The sequence below is a fragment of the Pseudomonadota bacterium genome (assembly GCA_039193195.1).
Classification (GTDB): Bacteria; Pseudomonadota; Gammaproteobacteria; order Steroidobacterales; family JBCBZW01; genus JBCBZW01.
Genome location: JBCCWS010000001.1, coordinates 523,600 through 542,529 on the forward strand (window position 1 = coordinate 523,600; position 18,930 = coordinate 542,529).

Here is an 18,930-nt window from a genome sequence, read left to right on the forward strand (position 1 = left end):
CAGCTCCGCCTTGTCCGCCGCGTTGTTGTGCTCGCCTGCGTCGCGCTCCTTGGGAGGCCTGATATGATCAGGCGCAGACTCAGGATCGATCCAAGGAGAGTTGGCTATGAACGCTTTCGTCACCGGGGTGCGGGCGCCGGCAGCAGCCGCGATCGCGGCGCTACTCCTGTCCGGTTGCAACGTCGGTATCAACGAGTCCATCGCCATCGGCCCCAACGAGTCCTCGCGCGGTGCGGCGGTGGTAAACGGCTCGATCGACATCGGCGAGGATGCGCAAGTGAACGGCGATGCATCCACAGTCAACGGCGACATTACCATTGACGACGGTGCCAGCGTGCGCAGCGCGAACACGGTGAACGGATCCGTCAGTCTCGGCGATAAGGCAACCGCGCGCAGCATCAAGAGCGTCAATGGCGACATCGACCTAGGCCAGGATGCGGAGCTTGAAAAGTCGATCAAGTTGGTTAACGGCGATATCGACCTGGCGCCCGGTGCCAAGGTGGGGGGGGACGTGGATATCGTGGCGGGCGGGGTCTCCCTACGCGCCGCGCAGGTGGAGGGGGATGTCACCACCGTGAGCGCTGATATCGAGCTGGCCGAGCAGAGTGTGATCGGCGGTGATCTTCGCGTGGAGAAACCCGATCGCGGGATGTCGGCGGAGGAGCCGACGATCGTGGTTGGGCCCGGAAGTCAGGTGAAGGGCGAGCTGTTCTTCGAGGCGCCTGCTCGCGTGTTCGTCAGCGAGCGGGCCCAGATCGGCGGTGTGCGCGGGGTCCTGTCAGATGGCGACATCGTGCGCTACGCCGGTGACAGGCCGCCCGAGCCGTCCTCCTGACGGCGCCCGGTACAGCCTCAGCATGCTCTTCGGTGTTCTTCTTCGCGCCGAAAATGCCTCGCGCGGCGACCTGGGCGTCGATGCCGCAGCGTGCGAGCTTGTCGCCATCCACGTATCTCAGGTAGCGATCGCCCTCATTGAGTGAACTCGGCCATAGCGGGGACCGACTCCTGGGTCGCGTACGTAGGAAGCTCGGTGTGCCAGGGCTGGGTTGCGATGGCGAGGAGCGAATCGCGCCAGGCTCCGCGCGCGCCAGGCTACCCTGGCAAACGACCATCAAGACGGATGATCAGAACCGTGCCTAAGCTGGAACTCGACGGAATCGGCCAACGCTACGCGAAGCAAATCGTGTTCGAGGGTATTCACCAGACCTTCGGTGCCGGCGTGCACTTGCTCACGGGACCGAGCGGCGTGGGTAAGTCCACCTTGCTGCGTCTGTGCGCGACGGCTGAGAGGGCGGCGAGTGGCGTCGTGCGCTGGAATGGCACACCCCTGCCGCGTAGCCGCAAGGCCCTACGGCGTGTGCTTGGCTATGCGCCGCAGAGCGTGGACCTACCGCTCGACCTAACGGCGCTCGAGTTCCTCTCGCACATGGCGGCGCTCAAAGGACTCGGGCGGGCGGGCTCGCACAGCCTCGGCCTGCTCGAGCAGCTCGCCTTAGGTGCTGATGCGAGCAAGCGCATCATGGCGTTCTCCGGAGGCATGCGCCGTCGTTTGGTGCTAGCCCAGGCGTTTTTGGGGGCACCGGAACTGCTCGTCCTAGACGAGCCCACGGCAGAGCTGGATGGGGAGACGGCAGCCCAGGTGGCAAGCCTTGTAGCTGCGCGTGCGGAGCACACGGTGGTGCTGCTAACGACTCATCTGCGCGCTCACTTTGACAGCGTGCCCCTCGCGGCATACGTAGTGACCGAGCGCTCCCTGCGGCCTTGTTCGTGAAGTCCCTTGCGGTATTGAGCAGCGCGCTGCTCACTGACTTCGTGCGCTATCGCCGCAGTCCTGCCCTCCTGTACGTCGCCCTGGCCACGCCGATCGCGGCTCACTTCATGGTGCCGGTCCACGAGTCCGCCTACTCGGTTCTGCTGGTCAATGGCGCGGCCCCGATCCTGACGCCCCCTGTGCTGGGTTTCGAGCTCGGTATGATCACAGCTACGGTACTGACGCCGCTCGCCTACATACTCCTGCGTGTAGGTCCGACCCGGCGCCGTCCCTGGCAGGTGACCGATACGCTGGCGCACTCCCGTGTGGCGCTCGCCCTAGGTGGTTGGCTGGCGGATACGGCAGCCCTGTGGCTCTTACTCGTCGCTCTCACCTTGGCTGGTACCATTCTGATGTTCCTGCGCGCTGAGGCACAGGTGCTGTCGTTGCTGCCGGACTTTGCCTCGATGGCCGCTTGCCTGTGGCTGACGGCGGGGCCCGCAGTGGCCCTGACGGCGAGCGTACGAGCGGTGCTAGGGGCACTGCCCTTCACGCGGGGCTGGGGCGGCGATGTGACGTTCTTCTTCTACTGGATCTTGAGTCTGGCGCTGCCGGTCACCCTGGTCGCCGCTTCCGGGGCCATCGAGGCACCGTCTCCCCTAACCGATCCCTTCGGTATGATCTATCCGGTAGTGAAGGCGGTGGACGTGCCGGTCACGGACCTTACGGTGGGGGGCGGTCCGCCTACGGCACAGCTGATCGAGTTCGATGCCCTGCGCGGTACGCTGGCAATTCCCTTCGTCGTGTCCCGGCTGATCTGGCTCGGCGTGGCCGCCTCGATCGCGGTACTGGCCGGGTCGCTCATGGCACCGCATCACTTGCGCGCGTCAGCGCAAAAGCCTGCCCGCATCGAGGACACACCGCGGCGGGATGTGACCTACGTTGCGGCACGCCGGGTGACGCTTGGCTCCGGCCACCTCTTCGCGAGCCATCTGAATTTGCTGCTGCGTCCGCGATGGCTGGCCGGCGCCATGGTCGGCTTGGCCCTCGCGGGCTGGGGCTTGCCCTATCGTGAGGTGGTTGGGCCAGCGCTGTTCCTGCTGTTGATATTCCCTCTGTCCGCCGCCGCGGCTCGCTGGGAGGGGGGCGATCTTCCTGCATTTCTTCGCACCACTCTGATGGCGCAGCAGGGTGGGCGCTTGGCTTTCCTGGCCGCCGCCGTGCTGCTCGGGGCGCTGCTCCAGCTGCCTTCGGCCCTAAGTGCAGCGCTCACCGGATCAACTCATCTCCTGGCGCAGATGGCGGCAATCGCTGTGGGGGTGGCAACGTTCTCCCTGCTCGGGGCCGTGCTCACCCGGGGTGCCGTGACAGCTCGACTCCTGTTGCTGATCGTCTGGTACGCTTACTTCGCCTCCGCTTGACGCGTCGCCTCTAGGAGCCGAGCCACCAGTCCGCTCGCCACGCTACCCGTGCCAGCAGCAACGCCGCCGCAAAACCCGATTCGCAGTCGAGGGCTCTCCATGCATCGGAGCGTGCTTCTGCCATCAGAAAGCTAACATTTCGTATCGATGGCGTTTGAGGCGCTTACGCGGATGCTCGTGCGGACCTCAAAGAGAGCTGCGGGGCGCTAGGAGATCTTATCGGTGAGGTATCGGGGCAGCGCTGGCCCTCGGAAGGGGCGATCGCGCAGGCGCAGGCCACCAGCAAAGCGCTGGCCAGTACCCTCGAGCCTATGCAGGTGATCGCGGCAGGCAGCGGTCACGGCGTTGGTGGCCGCGGTGCGCACAGGGTCGGATGCCTTGCCGCTTCAGATCTATGCAGAATCACGCCGGCACGACTCCATACAGGTGTTCGACAGGGCGTCGCAGTCGGTTGGATAGCGGCAGGATGCCCAGCCAAGTCGCCACACGCACATGCCGCAGCGCAAGGCGCAATCGTTGCCACTACTGAGCGCACTACCTGATGAAAAAATTCACTGGGCGCCGCATCGCGGTGCATCAACTATGGCGTGGCTTTCAGTGGGATCAGGGGCTTACGGTTGGTTGCGGTGCACGAGGATTTGGCGATCTGAGGCCCAGTTCTCAGTTAGTGAGGTTCAAGTGGCATTAGCGGCGAGTCGCGTCCTAGCATCGATGTCCTACTTCGGCTCAGGTTGTGCCATGTGCTTGCTTATCCCACGACGTCTTCGGCGCGGCTGCACCCTGCTAGGGGCGCTCGCGGTGGTGACCTTGCTTTCGGCTTGCGGGACGACCGGAAGCGACTACGCACGACGCCAAGAGATGGTGTACGTGCCTGCCCACGCGCAGCCCGTCGACCACGTGCGTTGGGATCACGTGCGCAACTTCAAGCCCCTCAATCAACGCATGATCTTGATGGATGTTCGCCGTCGCCCCCATCTGCTGGTGTTGGCGAAGTCCTGCGTTGGCCTGCGTCGAGACAGCATCATCGTGTTGAGGCAGCGTTCGTCCCGCTTCGATCCGCGGCGGGATGCGATCGGTTTTGCCAACCGGGGCAGCGTCGGCAACACGATCACCTGTTTCCCCGACGCGCTCTACGCCCTCGAGGACGAGGATGTAGACGCGGTGATCGCCTCTCTCTGAGCGAGGGCGTAATACCCCAGTTGCGCACGGACCTAGTCCGCGGTCGGCGCGCACTCCTGCCCACTACGCCAGCGCCACACCTCCAAGCCCATGCGCGGCGCGAATGGGCGCGAGTCCTGGGCGGTGCCTAAGTAGAGTTGCCCCTGAAACTCAGCGAGTGAGCGGGTGCCAATGTTTGCGCTATCGCCAAAGCCCCAGCCCAGGTAAGTGGCACGAGGACTGCCGACGAGCTCTTCCCACTGCTGCCCGTCCGCACTGCGCCACACGCCCGCACCCGTTGAGAAGCCAAAGAACGAGAACGCGTTCAGGGTGCCGAGCCAGAGCTGATCTTCGTAGGTGATATAGCGCCAGGAGTAGTCATTGCCCGGCACCCCGAAGCCATCGGCGCCGATCTTCTCCCACTGCTCGCCGTTCGGTGAGCGCCAGACGCCGAACCCGTTGAAGGCGTTGATCGTGCCCACGTAGAGTTGGTCCTGGAAGGTGTGCAGATCGACTACTGCGCCTGTACTTTCGTAGTCGAAGCCGCCCGGCGTGTTAGCCGTGGGGCCGACCACGGCGCTGAAGCTCACACCATCGAAGGTGCGCCAGATCTGTAGCCCGTCGGCGGCGTTGCGTGTGCCCGCGTACAGAGCGCCCTGAAAGAACTCCATCTCGTGAATGGAATCATTGCGCGCATCCCCGAAGCCGTTCAGCACTAGGGGCTGGATACCCTGCTCGCGCGTTCGAAACAGCTTGGCGCCCCCCTCCGTGTCTTGGGCGCCGAAGTAGAGGTACTCAACGTCGCTAAAGGTGGCGCAGGTTAGGGAGCGCACACTGCGCACGGTGGGGTCGCCGATGCCGCCATCGGCGGCCACGTTCCACGTCACCCCGTCGGCGCTGCGCCACAGCTGGGCACCTTCCGTAAGGTTGTCCGTGCCCGCGTAAAGGGCGCCACGGCAGACGGCGAGGTTGCGCACGCCCTCGTTCTCGACGCTGCCGAGGCCGTCGGTGACCACTCGCTCCCACACGCTACCGTCGTAGCGCCAGATCTGGGCGCCTGCCAGGCGGTTCAGTGTGCCCACGTAGAGGTGATTGCCGAACACGGCCATGCTCCAAGCGTAGCGGTTGTTGCTATCCCCGAAGCCGTCTTCAGACACCTGCTCGAAGGGGGTGTCGCACTCCTGAGCGCCAAGCCATCCCGCAGGGGCGATCGCCAACATGAGCGCCACCGAGATCGCGCGCGCCGCGCGCTTACCCAGCATCTCGTTGGCCCTGCGTGTCGAGGTCTTCGAGCAGTGTCCGTACCGCATCCTGATTCTCCGGTCGTAGCAACTTGAACAGCAGCCCGCGTCGGGCGAGATGACGCGAGACGAGGTGGTTGTGGCAGTCGTGTTGGTGTAGGTGCACACCTGTTGTCTGCGCTAGGTGGTTAGCGGCGTACCGGTCGCTAGCGCAGCCGGTGCAGTGATGTACATGGTAGTGCGTGTGCCCATTGTGAGTGGCCAGCACCTGGGCGAGGTCGAAGTTGTCCTGTGCCGTAGTGGGCAGTGACCAGAGTTGCTGGTACCAGGCACGCTTTTCCTCGTCGAGCTCGCGGTGGCGCTCGGCGTAGTCTTGCGTGAGGCATGTGATCGGGGCAAAAGCCTGCACCGTATCGGCGCCGAGCAGGTGTCCGTAGAGCAGGGCAGCGAAAGCGCCGACGGAGTTACCGATGAACAGCGTGCGCTTGGGGGCGAGGCGCTCGATCTGCCCGTGTAGCCAATCGAGAGCGGCGTCTAGGCAGGGCGTCGAGGAGTCGAAGCCTTCAAGGTAGGCCCGATCGTGCACATCGCGGCAGAGGATACGGCTGTAGCGCAAGCGGTTTGCGGTGCCGGCAAACTCGTGCCCGCCCATGCCCCAGCGCTGGGCGAGGCCTGAGAACACCACGAGCAGTGCGCTCGTGTCCTCGCCAAGCTCGACGCTGACGCCGCTAGTCATCGCCGACCTTCCGAGGCTCAGTAGCCGCCTTCATTGACGAGCACGTGCTCGAAGGCAGGCTGCAGGGTGCCGTCCGGCGCCAGGCGACCGCGCGTCGCGCTCTCCAGATCAGGCCACTGGGTGATCTGCATCCGAAGGCCGTCGACCGCGAAGTCGATGTGACCCTGGCCTTCATAGTCGCCGACCAGTGAGCGGTCGAGGCTTGTGTGCAGTACGAGCCGGTCGACCATCTCTGCCATCTGCAGGGGAGGGCTTTCCATGTAGCGGCCGATCGGCCCGATGGAGCGTAGGTGCAGCTCACGCACCGCTCGGCGCGCGGCCGCGGCGCGAAAGACTGGACCGATCACGTGTTCGTTCACCTCACGGGCCAGGATCACCCCAAGTGAGATGTACATGTTCTCAGCGCACAGGCTGTCGAGCGCTGCGGCTTTTCGCTTAGCGCAGCGAAGGTCGTCGATAGCATCGTAGGCGTCGTCGTCGAAGCCACCGTTGAAGGAGAGGTACACCGTACGTAACCCGGCCTCCTTGAGCTTGCGCACGTACTGGCGGTTGGCGAGCTTCAAGCCGTTGGAGAGGATCATCGGCAAGTGGCCTGCATCGCGTACGCGGCGGATTAACTCTGGCAGGTCCTTACGCACGGTGGGTTCGGCGCCTACCAGGCGGATGTGCGTGCGTCGTGGGAAGCGTGAGATGGTGTCGATCAGCCAGTCGGCGTCCATGTCTGGGATGTGCCGGTTTGGGATGTAGCAGTTGCGGCATTCCATGTTGCAGCGGTGGGTTATGTCCACCATCACAGTGCGGTACGGATTCTCCTCTGGGGCGTAGACCTGGGAGGTGGCCTGATGCTCGATCCCTACTGCAGCTTGCGCTTCCGTGGCCGACATCTGTTCTTCCTTGAATTTAACTTATTATTTTTGCTCGGCGTCTAGCCGGCATCTCCCGCCGACTATAGCCAACCTCTAAACGGGATTGCCAATGCTCCCGCTTGCATCGAATGGCCACTTTGGGCGCGGTTGGGATGCCTGTCCCAATCGTGTGCTGGGGTGGTCGCGCGCGGCGCCAGAGGTCGGTGAAGCTATCGAAAAAATTAGTTTGCCTAACAGAGACATTGGTGATTGCGGGCCCTTAGCACCACTGCCCTAGGTGGCGTTGGGTAGGCAGTTTTCTGCATTGCAGCAAACGGCATTCGCTGGGACGCTCTTGGATCGGGTGCGTGCTTGGGGAATCTCCGCGCGCACCACAGGTCGAATAAACCGGACATCTCATGCGTGAGTACTATGCCCAGCTGCCCGCCCGGCAATGATCCTGCTGATCCCGAGCGATACCTGGCACCGGAGCGGCGCATCTACCGCAGCCCGCTGCTGGCGATCGGGAAGTTCCGCTGTCCCCTGGGCCACCCCGCCTTCCACGGGGGCGCCGTGAACAACGGAAATCTAGTGGTGTTCCCCCGCACGAGCGTCATCATTGAGCAGACCGGCGCGCGGCCCTTAGTCGCCGATCCGAACACTGCCGTGCTGTACAACGACCGTCAGGAGTACCGTCGCGAGGCCAATTCACAAGAAGGGGACCGCTGCGAGTGGTTCGCCTTTGGGGACGCCACGGTGGTGGAGGTCATGGCACGGCGGGACCCGAGTGTGCTCGAGCGCGTGGAGCGCCCCTTCCACACCAACCACGCATTCGCCGATCGACGGACGTACCTGCTTCAGCGCCAGCTGGTCACTTATCTCGATGGCACACCGCAGCCGGATCTGTTGCTGGTGGATGAGCTCGCCCTGCGAGTGCTGGCCAAGGTGGTGCAACGGGTTCCTCCCGAGGTGCCGGGGCGGGGCGCTCGCGTTGCACGGTCGCGGCCGCGAGCGCGCGTCGAGCTGGCCAACGCTGCGCGCCGCTTGCTGGCGCTGCAGTACGCCACGCCGGCGAACCTGTCTACGCTGGCTGAGCAGCTTTCCTGCTCTGAGTATCACCTATGCAGGACCTTCAGTAGCTGCTTCGGCACCTCCCTCCATCGCTACCGAGATCAGCTGCGCTTGCGCAGTGCCCTGCAGTGGCTCACCGACACCACTGCGCCCTTGACTGCCATCGCTCTGGAGCTCGGATACTCCAGCCACAGCCACTTTGGCGCACGCTTTCGCACCGCCTTCGCCATGTCGCCCTCGCGCTTTCGTCGCCGCGCTAGCGGCTCGTTGGTCGCGCAACTGCGCAAGAATCTGATAGCTGATCCGAGCAGCTCCTTCGAATAATCGCCGCTGCGCCCACGCGCAGCCGACGCAATGGCCGATGGTGGGCGCTGAGCCATACCACAGCCAACGAAGGAGATTCGCATGTCCAAACCAACCTCGACTGACGGAGCTCAGCCCCCGGGTATCGCAATGCGCGTGGTGTCGACCCTGGGAACGCTAGCGGTGTTGCCACTGCTGTTGCCGAGCGCCGCGGCTCAGCCGTTCGTGGAGCCTGGCGTAGAGGTCTTGACCACGCTTTTTGAGGAGAATCCGCTCGACAGCTTCGGTTTTGTCGCTGAGGCCCTCGGCGATCTCGACGGCGACCTGCGGCCTGACTACATCATCGGCGCGCCCGGTTTCCCGGGCGGAGCATTCAGCGGAAAGGTCTACGTCTACTCCGGTGCCAGCGGCGAGCTGCTCAATGCGATCGAAGGCAATCCGGGAGATGGCCTTGGCTTCTCCGTGGTCGGCTTGGGCGATGTGAATGGTGACGGCGTGCCTGACTACGCCACCGGGGGGCCCTTCGCTGACGGTGTGCAAGCCTTCGGCCGCTTACTTATCGTGTCCGGTGCCACCCACGAGATCCTCATCGACCTGAACGGCGTGCCGGGCTCCGTATTCGCCTACGACATCAACCTCGCCGGCGATCTTAACGGCGATGGCGTCGACGATGTGATCGTGGGCGCCATCGGCGGTGGCAGCGGGGGAGAGGGCGAGGTCGCCATCGTGTCCGGTGCGGACGGGGCCATCCTCTGGCAGGTCCAAGGCGAGGTCTCCGGCGATAACTTCGGCAGCGGTGTCTCCGGGCTTGGGGCCGACATCTCCGGCGACGGCATACCGGATCAGGTGGTGGGTGCCCTGGCCGGCGGCGACAGCAACACGGGCCTCGCCTACCTTCTTTCCGGCGCCGATGGCTCGACGCTCTTCGAACTAGAAGGTCTGGAGACAGCTGGCTCCCTTGGGTGGTTCTTCGCGCACCGCGCTGGCGATGTGAACGCGGACGGCGTCGTCGATGCCTACGTGGGAGACTTCAGCGACAGTGCTCTGGGAGGGCTCGACGGCCGCGCCTACGTGTTCTCTGGCGCTGACGGCACGCGCCTGCAGGTGTACGACGCAGAGTTTGCCAACGACGGATTTGGTATCGGCCGCACGGTCGGCGATATCGATGGCGATGGTCACTCGGATCTGTTTCTCGCCGCCTATACCCACAGCGTGGGCGCGGTTGTACAGGGTGGCAAGGGCTACCTCTACTCTGGACGTGATCAGAGTCTGATCCGCAGCATGACCGGAAGCGTCTCTGGCGATCAGCTCGGCTTCGACGCCCTGCCGGTAGGGGATTTAGACGCAGACGGGTTTGCGGAACTGATGCTCACGGGCGTGGGCGTGGTGCACGTGGTCCGCGGTACGGATCCCTCCCCCGCCGCGCGCGTAGCTTCTGTCTGCGATCTGCTCGCCGGCTTCCCCGACGAGGCGTATCTCGAGCCCGCGGCCCCACGCAAGGAGCGACTTTGCGCCCTGCTGACCCAGGTACGAGGGCTGGTGGATGCGCAGCGCTACCTGCTGGCCAACGCGCGACTGCGCAACCGCGTGTTGCCCCGCGTGGATGGAGTGGTTGGGGAGGATCTGGCGCAAGACTGGTTGCTCGATCCCGTGCTTCAGGGAATCGCTCTACCCTGGGTGGAGGGATTGATCACGCTCACTCAGAGTCTGGCGGAAGATAACTTACCTTAGGCTATCGAAAAAGATGGGTGGCCTGCGATTCGGCAGGCCGCCTGGCTTGAGTCGATAATCCTGCAGCGCGTTTGCCTAGCGCTTGCGCCAACGGTCCTCCCAGAAGTGCGCCTTGCGAATCCCTAGGCTCTTGGGATCGAAGCTGTAGGTCGTGGCGCCTTCGCGCCGCTGGCGCTCGTAATCCTTCAGTGCCATCAATGACGGCTTGCCGATAAAGAAGATAATCAGGATGCCGACTACGTTCAGCCACGCCATCAGACCCACGCCGAGATCTCCCATAGCCCAGGCCAGTGTGGCCGTGCGGATGGTGCCGTAGAACACCGCCCCCATCAGCACCAGCTTGAGCACGAGCAGCTCACCCGGGATGCGAATCGTGCGGCGAATGTAGGCCACATTTGTCTCGGCGATGTAGTAGTAGGCGAGCATCGTGGTGAAGGCGAAGAAGAACAAGGCCACAGCAACGAACGGCTTGCCAAGGCCAGGCAGCATGCTTTCCACCGCGTACTGTGTGAAGGCGGAGCTGTTTGCCTCGACCATCGGCGAGAGGTTCTGCACCAGAAAGCCGCCGTCTGGATTGCTCACGTTGTAGGCGCCGGTGATCAGGATCATCAACGCGGTGGCCGTGCAGACGAACAGGGTATCTATATACACGGAGAAGGCCTGTACCAGCCCCTGCTGTGCCGGATGTTCAACCTCAGACGCAGCAGCGGCATGCGGGCCCGTGCCCTGGCCAGCCTCATTCGAATAAACGCCGCGCTTGACCCCCCAGCCGATGGCAGCCCCGAAGCCGGCCATGGGCGTGAAGGCGTCTCCCACGATCATGCCAAGGATCTGGGGCACCTTGCCGATGTTCAGTGCAACGATGATCACAGCGCTGATGACGTACGCTAGCGCCATCAGCGGTACCACCACTTGGGTGACCTTAGCGATGCGCTTCACACCGCCGAAGATGACGATGCCAAGCAGTGAGACAAGGACCGTCGCCGTGATGAGTTTGGTGACGCCGACAGGGCCGAAGAAGGTATCGATCGTACCGCCCGTGCCTACGGCTACTTCCATCGCCTCTCCGATGGCGTTCGACTGCACCCCCGGCAGCAGGAAGCCGCAAGACAGCAAGGTGATCAGCGCAAAGGCCCAGCCGTACCAGGCCTGGCCCATGGCTTTCTCGATGTAGTACGCCGGCCCGCCGCGGTACTCGCCCTCGTCCACTTCCTTGTAGATCTGGCCGAGGGTGGACTCTACGTAGGCGGTCGAGGCGCCGAGGAAGGCCACGATCCACATCCAGAACACGGCGCCCGGACCGCCGAAGCCGATGGCGGCGGCCACGCCGGCGATGTTGCCGGTGCCGACGCGTCCGGAGAGGGAAACTGAGAGGGCTTGGAAGGAGGAGATGCCGCTGTCCGAGCCCTTGCCGCTGAACAGCAAGCGCAACATCTCGCCCAGCAAGCGAACTTGGACAAAGCGTGTCAGCACCGAGTAGAACAGGCCGGCACCCAAGAGAAGGTAGATGAGTGCGGGGCTCCAGATGAAGCCGTTGAGAGTGCTGACGAGGGAATCCATAGGCGCTGCGCTTCCGTCCGGTGAGTGGCAGCGGCCGAGTCTAACCCGGTTTTCGCCCCACCTGCTGAGCGGTGCGGCGCCGGCAGGAGTATGATGCGCGACCCACGCCGCCTCCGCGCGACGTTCCCGAACCTCACCTCGCAGAGATCTTATGGCCCCCGACGACGCCACCTCCACGCCCGCATTTCGCGAACTCGGCCTCGCGCCTGATGTCGTGCAGGCCCTCGACGCCCTGGGCTACGAGCGCCCCACGCCGATCCAAGCGCAAGCCATCCCGCCGCTCTCGGCTGGGCGCGATTTGCTCGGCCACGCGCCCACCGGCACGGGTAAGACAGCGGCCTTCGCCCTACCGCTGCTTTCCCGCTTGGATCTGAAGGCCCGTGGCGTGCAGCTGCTCACGCTGTGTCCCACGCGCGAGCTCGCCATCCAGGTGGCGGAGGCCTTCAAGCGCTATGCCGCGCATCTGCCGGGCTTTCGCGTGCTGCCGATCTACGGCGGCCAGGAGTACGGCGGGCAGCTGCGCCAATTGCGGCGCGGTGTGCACGTGGTGGTGGGTACTCCCGGGCGGGTGATGGACCACATGCGCCGCGACACGCTGCGCCTGGACGCGGTGTCGGCGATGGTGCTCGATGAGGCGGACGAGATGTTGCGCATGGGCTTCGTCGAAGAGGTGGAGTGGATCCTCGAGCAAACCCCCGCGCAGCGTCAGCTAGCACTTTTCTCAGCCACGATGCCCGCCGAGGTGGAACGCATCGCCCGCCGGCACCTGCGATCGCCGCAGGAGATCAGCGTGCGCGCCACCACGGCGACCGCGGAGACCATCCGCCAGCGCTACTGGCAGGTGAGCGGTTTGCACAAGCTCGACGCGCTCACGCGCATCCTGGAAGTGGAGCCCTTTGACGGGTTGCTGATCTTTGTGCGCACGCGCACGGCCACGGTAGAGCTGGCTGAACGCCTGCAGGCTCGCGGCCACGCCGCCGAGGCGCTGAGCGGCGACATGGCGCAGAAGCACCGCGAGCAGATGATCGAACGCTTCCGCGGTGGCTCCCTCGATATCCTGGTGGCGACCGATGTGGCCGCCCGCGGCCTCGATGTGGATCGCCTGAGCCACGTGATCAACTACGACATTCCCAACGATCCGCAGGCCTACATCCACCGCATCGGTCGCACCGGTCGTGCGGGGCGCCAGGGAGATGCGATACTTTTCGTCGCGCCGCGCGAAAAGCGCCTGCTGTACGCCATTGAGCGGGCCACGCGCCAGCGGATCGAGCGCCTAGCCCTGCCGAGCACGCAGGCGGTGAACAACCAGCGCATCGTCAACTTCAAGCAGAAGATCACCGACACGCTCGCTGCCGGCGAGACCGCCTTTATGCGCGGGTTGCTTGAGCAGTATCGCGACGAACACGACGTTGCTGAGCTAGACATCGCGGCCGCCCTGGCCCAACTGTTCCTAGGCGACAAGCCGCTGCTGCTGGAGGAGCGTGAGGCGGCGGCGCCGCAGTTGGATCGAAGTGAGCGCCCCAAGCGGTCCTCCCGATCCGACGATGGGTTCCACCGCGCGAAGCGCGCACCGCGGCGGGAGCCGCGTGAGGACGGTCGACCGGCGACTCGTCCGGCGCGCCGAGATCGAGGCCCAGATCCAGACAGCGAGCGTTTTCGAATCGAGGTGGGCGCCAGCCACGGCGTGAAGCCGGGCAACATCGTGGGCGCGATCGCCAACGAGGCGGGCCTCGACGGGCGCTACATCGGCCACATACGAATTGAGGATGATCACAGCTTCGTCGACCTGCCGAAGGGCATGCCGAAGGCGATCTTCCAGGCGCTGAAGAAGGTGCGTGTCTGCGGCCAGGCACTCGCCATCACCCGCCAGCGCCACGGTAGCGGCGGCGAGGACGGTGATCGCCTGGATCGCTGAGCCCGTCGCTGCGTCCATTGCGGTCACCCGGGATAGGTGCTCGCGCAGCAAGTCGATGAGCCGTGGTAGGTGAGTCGGTACCTGTCGCGCGCTCCGGTAGACCAGGGAGACGGGGCTTGGTGAGACTTCCCGCAAAGTGAATAATTTTACTAGGTAGTCAGTCGCCGCGTGCGCGTGCACCTGATAGTGTAGAGCCTACTAGCTTGCCTATCGAGGCCGTTCGTATCCGCTCAGAGCGCCCTACTCGCGCTCGAAATGGGGCAGGACGCGTAAGCGTACATACGGCTGATGCTGTTGGTTCGAGAATACTGCATCGAACTGCTGCAGCCCCGCTAGGGCTCCTGCCAGGCGGCCCGCCTCGGCACCCGTCGCGCGACCGAACACCCCTGTGACGATGCGCCGGCGCCGTTGCGCATCGGAGTTGTACAGGTAGAGCTTGCTGGCAAGATTGCCCACCAGGTCGGGCGAGAGATCGTCGGGGAACTGGGTGCCGACCACCACCGCCACGCCGAAGGCACGGCCCTCTCGCGCGAGCTGAATCAGGCGCTCCGATTGAGAGGCGCGCCACGCCTCATCGAACACCAGTACCCGACGCAGGGCGCGCGGCTGCTCGCCGCGCAGCATGTACCCCTGCAGCTGGATCAGAATCATCTCCGCCAGGGCGGACTTCAGGCGATCATCGTTCGGCAGGTTGTTGAACGAGAGCACGTAGCGCCCTGCCATCAGCTCTGCGAAGGACAAGCGCGCGCCGGCATCGCCCGGTAGCAGGCGCATCTCATGGAGCAGGCCTAGGCGGTTGCTCAGGCTCGTCGCGGTGGTGGATTCCTCGCGCAGGGCGATGGTGATCGCATCGTGCAGGGAAGGTGCCTTGATCGGCTCCACCGGCAGCCACTCGCGTAGAGGCTGCAGCCTGTCCTCGAAGCCCTGGATGATGCTGGCGCGCAGGAGCGCCGTCTGTTGCTCCCCGAGCTGCAGTGTGGTGGCTAGCACGCGAGCGATCTCGAACACGTGGGGCATGATCTGTGCCCCACTCTCGCCTTGGGGCGGTGGGCGAAAGGGGTTGAAAGGCACGCCGTCCTGGAGGTCGATCACCTCGAAGCCGTGCGTGCGCGCGAACTCCCCCGAGTAGTCGTTCTTGAAGTCGAAGACGAGCGTTGGGCAGTCCAGGCGCGCGGCGTCTGCAAGCAGAGCCTTGATGATCTGCGTCTTGCCCTGGCCCGCGTCACCGGACACGGTGAGGCCGAAGTTCGGCAAGGCGCGGTTCGCTCCCGGATCGAGGTGCCAGAAGATCGGTCGTTCACCATCGCCGTGGCCAAGCAGCATGCGCGCCGTGTCGCGGGCGTCGCCGTTGGTGCGGGCGTGAATCGGGCGCACCAGGACTGGCAGCGGGCCGTTCTCAGCCTGCTGAGGCGCAGGCCCTGTGGGGGCCGCGAGGGGGGGGGGGTCCTCTGCCAAGGTGGGCGCAGCCTCCGAGGGGGCAGTATCGCTTTGCGGTGCTTCTTCGCTGGGCGCATCTGTGCTTGCCGTCGTGACCAGCGTGAGGCGGGCAGGGTTGGCTCGCGGTCGGGCCAGGGAGGCGAGGGGGCCGATCGCGACCTCGCGGGTGAGGAAGCGTCGCTCGCGTCGCCACTCGCCAACGCCGGCCGCGTCGGCGAATTCGCCGACGAACTCCCGCGCCGTGGCTAGTTCGGTCCAGTGTTGCTTCTCCGTGGGCGCTACCCGACCGCCCGCCTCGAGCAGGTTCACCAAGGCGGGCCCCGTCGCGAGGCGGCGCAGCTCCTTGAGGCTGCGATTTGGCTCCGTGCCGTCGAAGCCGCTCACGGTGCCCAGGCGGAAGATGGCCGGCAGGGCGTCCGTGCAATGGCGCAGGAACAACTCGATTTGCCGGCGCAGGGCGCGACCGCGCACGGGCGCATCGGCGAAGGCGATCTCCCACGCTTCCAGCCGCGTTTGCTCCTCGACCATAAACGCCACGCGCAGGATACGACAGGGGTGGGGTCCTCCCAGGTGCCTGCGGCTGAGCTGTGTGCCCGTGAGGCCGATGATCTCGATGGCTGACTCGTTGATCAGCCAGCTGAGCAACTCGATGCGCTGTTCATCGGAGAAGCTTCGCGCACCTCCCACCGCCTGATCGCGCCGATCTTCCCACGCCTTGTCGAAGTCGACCGTTTGCGACGCGGGGCTCAGTCCGGGCACCTTGCCGCGGAAGGCGTTCTGGCCCAGAAACTCATTGGCCGCTACGCATCTCTCACGGTATGCGCGCACCGACTCGAGCACGTGACGCGGCTGCAGTGAGCCTTCGCGCCACAGCCATGCAGGGGAGATACGATCGGCCGCCTGCACCTCGCTGACGTCGATCTCGGTACGCTCGAGCAGCACCTGTGCGCGGCGCTGGAGGATGCGCTGTATCTCCGTGGGCTTCGGCGGGCGCATCTGCACGGGAGATGGCTGCATCTCCAGGCGCTGGCGCAAGCTGGCGGGCAGAGTTGGCAGGCGCGCGAGGATGTCCGACAGGGCGCAAATGATGACTCCAGTGCCCTGGATCCCGTCCTCGCACAGCTGGATTGCGGAGGCTAGGAAACTCTCGAGCAGGGCGAGCGAACCGATTTGTTCGGTGCTCTCGATTTGATCGATAGCGAGGATGAACGGCGCGCCGGTGGCGTGGCAGATGCGGGCGAGGCTGAGCAAAACATCTGTACGCTGGTCGTTGTGACGCAGGGGCTCGAGATACAGGGCGCCGAAGGTCTGGTGTGACGAAGAGCCGTTGACCCAGGCTTTGAAGGGTAGGCCGCAATCATCAGCTCGGGCCAGTAACCCTGCGACCACGACGCGATCATCGGCGGTTACGCCAGCACTCTTTAGCTGCTTGGTGATCTTGCGCGCCGCGGTGACAGCCAGCTTGTCCAGCACCTCTTCGCTCGCATCAGCATCGCGCTTGGCTCGGAAGCGCTTGCGCTGATCTGCGGCGTGGGACCACAGAATCGTAGCCAGGCGCTCGAGGGGGGAGAGGCCGTCTTGGTCGCCGAACTTGTCCGTGGCGAGCTCGTCGAAGATCTTCTTCACGAACCAGCGCGATAGCTCGCTGGCGTCGATGTCGACGGCAAGCTGCATGAGCACCGGATAGGCCTTCCCGCGGCGGGCGAGCTTGGCCAGCTCCGTGGTCAGGCAGTGCGTCTTACCAAGGCCAGCCTCGCCCTTGACCAGCAGTACTCGATCGCCCGGGCTCGCGTCTTCGTGCGCTGCCCGTACCACGTTCAAGATGCCCTGACGGACTTCCGCATGGATGCTCGGCACATCGAGACTGATCGCATCGCGGGCCCAGGTGGCGGTGGCAAAGCGCGAATAGATCCCGCTGAAGTGTTCGCTCGCCAGCGCGTGGAAGAGAGTGTCTTCGATGCTCACAGGCCGCGCTCCACGAAGTGCAGGGCACCGCTTGGCACGGTGATTTCGCTGCGCTCGCGCGTGGCGGTATCGAGGGCGCGCGGGTCATCCAGGGGGAGCAGGGCCAATAGTCCGGCGTGCGAAGCTTGCAGTAGGCGCGCCTTGAACTGAGCCAAGGTGCCCGCGTCGGCATGGCGCCGCCCGTACTCGTCGTACACGTGGTCGACGGGTGTTTTGTGACCGAAGGGGCCTGCATGGGCCGTACGTGCGATGTTCACTACGTGCTGGGCGAATTGGCGCAGGCCCGGGCTGGCCTTGCGCGAGCGGTGGGTACTGACGAGCGCGGGCGTGGCGCTGGCCAGCCCGTACTCCAGGGCCAGCTGAGCGACGACCTGGCGCAAGCGTGCGACGTGGGCTAGGTCCGTGCTGATACGCCGCGCGGTCTCGTGCAGCTCGGCGGCGGCGCCGCGCGGTGCCAAGCCGACGATGCCGCGCAGGACCAGCGCGCCAGAGGCCTGGCTCAGGGTGACCGTGTCCTCATCTAGCGGCAGGGTGTAGAGGCGGGTGAGCAGGACGGCACGAAGCGTATCCGGGCGGGCCGTGCGCGCCGCGCGGTCGCTGTCGGGGCGATAGCCCAAGCAAAGGGCAGGCTCCACCCGGGGGCGCCATCCTCCGGCATCGTGCCCGAGCGCACCGAAGCGCTGTTCAGCCTCGCGGCGGCCAGTGTCTGTGAGGGTGACCTGCCTAGCGTGCGGATCGATCCAGGTGAGGTGTGCGAGCTCGCCAAGCGCCTTGATCCAATGAACTGCCGGAAGGCGAGAGCCCAGATCGCACGCCAGCTGACGGGGCGTTCTACGGCCGTCCCCGACCGCGGCCAGACGCGCCAGCAGATAGTTCTGCGTGCTAACCGGCGCGATCGGCGGAGAGGTCACGTGAGAGTTCCTTTCTCGGTGTGGGAGGGGCAACCCGTGGGGTAGGTCATCCACAGCTGACGCTTAGCATACCGCGTTGGCGTGTTGCGCGGGGGCGACGCTCGTGTCGGCGGTGCGGGTCGCAGACTCGACGGCTCCCGCAGGCGCATCAGTGGCCACGCCCCGGCACGGTACCGACCCAACAGTCGGGCCATCTGCGCCACCGTGTTTGGGCGTCTCCCCTCGGCGGGCGCCGCGGGCGGTCTGTTACGCTTTCTCTCCACGCCGGTGCGGCGGGGGCGTTGCTGCCTTGTGCTTCGCGGTGATATCCGCATATAGCGCCTCTTGCCATCAAAGTTAGGTATTTCATAAGCTAAGAGCGCGCTGATGAGTTTTTCTGAGCAGACTTATAATAATTTTGTTCGTTTGAGGTGATCGGTGGAGTTGATACTGATTAGTGCCATGAGTAGCGAGCGCGTCATCGGCAGCGGCGATGGCCTACCCTGGAATCTGCCGGAGGAGTACGCGAATTTCTTAGGTAAAGTGCGTGGCCATCCCATCGTGATGGGGCGACGGAGCTACGAGATCTTCGGCGCGGATCTAGTGGATTCGCCACTGCTCGTGGTGAGTCGCAGCCTCAGGGAAGTGCCTGCGGCCAACGTGCAGATTTGCGCGTCCGTCGACGAGGCTTTGCGCGAAGCGGCGTCGCTCGACGAGCGCGTGTTCGTGGGCGGTGGAGCGCGGGTGTACGCTGAGACCCTACCGCGCGCTAGCCTGCTTTATTCATGAGGTGTGGCGTTGAGCCCCTGAGATGAGATCGTAGGGCGTTGACCGCAGCTGAGCGAGTGCCTGTGAGGCGTTCTCAGGGTTGAGGCCGGCGTTTTCCGAGTGTTGGGGTCGCTCATGC

The 18,930-nt window shown here is 64.9% G+C and carries 15 protein-coding genes; 8 read left to right on the top strand and 7 right to left on the bottom strand.

All coding sequences use genetic code 11. From position 1 onward, the window contains the following. The first annotated feature begins 106 nt into the window (after nt 1-106). From AAGA68_02255 to AAGA68_02265, 3 genes are all read left to right on the top strand, one after another. The gene (locus AAGA68_02255) at nt 107-835 is read left to right on the top strand and encodes a hypothetical protein (GenBank protein MEM9383854.1); all 729 of its coding nucleotides are present in this window, start codon (nt 107-109) and stop codon (nt 833-835) included. A 285-nt stretch (nt 836-1,120) separates the two neighbouring features. Further along, a complete protein-coding gene (locus AAGA68_02260; protein ID MEM9383855.1) occupies nt 1,121-1,771 on the top strand; it encodes an ATP-binding cassette domain-containing protein in 651 nt (216 codons plus the stop codon). Next, nucleotides 1,768-3,171: a hypothetical protein gene (locus AAGA68_02265; protein MEM9383856.1), complete on the top strand. Its 1,404-nt coding sequence runs from the start codon at nt 1,768-1,770 to the stop codon at nt 3,169-3,171. The genes AAGA68_02260 and AAGA68_02265 overlap by 4 nt, the downstream gene beginning before the upstream one ends. A 206-nt stretch (nt 3,172-3,377) precedes the next feature. Here the strand turns inward: AAGA68_02265 and AAGA68_02270 are convergent, their stop codons facing one another. Then, entirely contained in the window at nt 3,378-3,536 is a 159-nt protein-coding gene (locus AAGA68_02270; protein ID MEM9383857.1) for a hypothetical protein, read from the bottom strand. Nucleotides 3,537-3,909: 373 nt separating this feature from the next. Between AAGA68_02270 and AAGA68_02275 the strand changes: the two genes are divergently transcribed. Next, a complete protein-coding gene (locus tag AAGA68_02275; GenBank protein MEM9383858.1) occupies nt 3,910-4,350 on the top strand; it encodes a DUF6491 family protein in 441 nt (146 codons plus the stop codon). A gap of 32 nt (nt 4,351-4,382) precedes the next feature. Here AAGA68_02275 and AAGA68_02280 read toward each other — a convergent pair whose 3' ends face one another. The 3 genes from AAGA68_02280 to AAGA68_02290 are packed head-to-tail and all read right to left on the bottom strand — an operon-like array spanning nt 4,383 to nt 7,190. Next, nucleotides 4,383-5,591, bottom strand: a complete 1,209-nt coding sequence (locus tag AAGA68_02280; GenBank protein MEM9383859.1) for a hypothetical protein — start codon at nt 5,589-5,591, stop codon at nt 4,383-4,385. Further along, on the bottom strand, nt 5,581-6,306 hold the full coding sequence (locus tag AAGA68_02285) for a hypothetical protein (GenBank protein MEM9383860.1): 726 nt from the start codon (nt 6,304-6,306) through the stop codon (nt 5,581-5,583). Before AAGA68_02285 ends, AAGA68_02280 begins: the two co-directional genes overlap by 11 nt. A gap of 17 nt (nt 6,307-6,323) precedes the next feature. After that, nucleotides 6,324-7,190, bottom strand: coding sequence for a radical SAM protein (locus AAGA68_02290; protein MEM9383861.1), 867 nt, complete (start codon nt 7,188-7,190; stop codon nt 6,324-6,326). Nucleotides 7,191-7,583: 393 nt separating this feature from the next. On the opposite strand from AAGA68_02290, the gene AAGA68_02295 reads away from it, so the two are divergent. Together AAGA68_02295 and AAGA68_02300 are read left to right on the top strand one after the other, a co-directional pair. Continuing rightward, nucleotides 7,584-8,546, top strand: coding sequence for an AraC family transcriptional regulator (locus tag AAGA68_02295; protein ID MEM9383862.1), 963 nt, complete (start codon nt 7,584-7,586; stop codon nt 8,544-8,546). 81 nt (nt 8,547-8,627) lie between these two features. After that, nucleotides 8,628-10,256, top strand: a complete 1,629-nt coding sequence (locus AAGA68_02300; protein ID MEM9383863.1) for a hypothetical protein — start codon at nt 8,628-8,630, stop codon at nt 10,254-10,256. A 75-nt stretch (nt 10,257-10,331) separates the two neighbouring features. On the opposite strand, the gene AAGA68_02305 is transcribed toward AAGA68_02300, so the two are convergent. After that, on the bottom strand, nt 10,332-11,816 hold the full coding sequence (locus AAGA68_02305; GenBank protein ID MEM9383864.1) for an alanine/glycine:cation symporter family protein: 1,485 nt from the start codon (nt 11,814-11,816) through the stop codon (nt 10,332-10,334). 151 nt (nt 11,817-11,967) lie between these two features. Here AAGA68_02305 and AAGA68_02310 point away from each other — a divergent pair, with 151 nt between their 5' ends. Next, nucleotides 11,968-13,731, top strand: coding sequence for a DEAD/DEAH box helicase (locus tag AAGA68_02310; GenBank protein MEM9383865.1), 1,764 nt, complete (start codon nt 11,968-11,970; stop codon nt 13,729-13,731). 240 nt (nt 13,732-13,971) lie between these two features. Here AAGA68_02310 and AAGA68_02315 read toward each other — a convergent pair whose 3' ends face one another. Together AAGA68_02315 and AAGA68_02320 are read right to left on the bottom strand one after the other, a co-directional pair. Then, nucleotides 13,972-17,133 (bottom strand): hypothetical protein, encoded by a 3,162-nt coding sequence (locus tag AAGA68_02315; GenBank protein MEM9383866.1) that lies wholly within the window; start codon nt 17,131-17,133, stop codon nt 13,972-13,974. Continuing rightward, nucleotides 17,130-18,044, bottom strand: a complete 915-nt coding sequence (locus AAGA68_02320) for a hypothetical protein (protein MEM9383867.1) — start codon at nt 18,042-18,044, stop codon at nt 17,130-17,132. Before AAGA68_02320 ends, AAGA68_02315 begins: the two co-directional genes overlap by 4 nt. Before the next feature lie 417 nt (nt 18,045-18,461). Here AAGA68_02320 and AAGA68_02325 point away from each other — a divergent pair, with 417 nt between their 5' ends. Beyond that, nucleotides 18,462-18,812, top strand: coding sequence for a dihydrofolate reductase (locus tag AAGA68_02325; protein MEM9383868.1), 351 nt, complete (start codon nt 18,462-18,464; stop codon nt 18,810-18,812). Nucleotides 18,813-18,930 lie beyond the last annotated feature (118 nt).

Excerpts from the sequence above, each read along its gene's own strand:
- AAGA68_02255 (MEM9383854.1), top strand. The coding sequence starts at position 107 with ATGAACGCTTTCGTCACCGGGGTGCGGGCGCCGGCAGCAGCCGCGATC.
- AAGA68_02260 (MEM9383855.1), top strand. The coding sequence starts at position 1,121 with ATGATCAGAACCGTGCCTAAGCTGGAACTCGACGGAATCGGCCAACGC.
- AAGA68_02275 (MEM9383858.1), top strand. The coding sequence starts at position 3,910 with ATGTGCTTGCTTATCCCACGACGTCTTCGGCGCGGCTGCACCCTGCTA.
- AAGA68_02280 (MEM9383859.1), bottom strand. The coding sequence starts at position 5,591 with ATGCTGGGTAAGCGCGCGGCGCGCGCGATCTCGGTGGCGCTCATGTTG.
- AAGA68_02285 (MEM9383860.1), bottom strand. The coding sequence starts at position 6,306 with ATGACTAGCGGCGTCAGCGTCGAGCTTGGCGAGGACACGAGCGCACTG.
- AAGA68_02290 (MEM9383861.1), bottom strand. The coding sequence starts at position 7,190 with ATGTCGGCCACGGAAGCGCAAGCTGCAGTAGGGATCGAGCATCAGGCC.
- AAGA68_02295 (MEM9383862.1), top strand. The coding sequence starts at position 7,584 with ATGCCCAGCTGCCCGCCCGGCAATGATCCTGCTGATCCCGAGCGATAC.
- AAGA68_02300 (MEM9383863.1), top strand. The coding sequence starts at position 8,628 with ATGTCCAAACCAACCTCGACTGACGGAGCTCAGCCCCCGGGTATCGCA.
- AAGA68_02305 (MEM9383864.1), bottom strand. The coding sequence starts at position 11,816 with ATGGATTCCCTCGTCAGCACTCTCAACGGCTTCATCTGGAGCCCCGCA.
- AAGA68_02310 (MEM9383865.1), top strand. The coding sequence starts at position 11,968 with ATGGCCCCCGACGACGCCACCTCCACGCCCGCATTTCGCGAACTCGGC.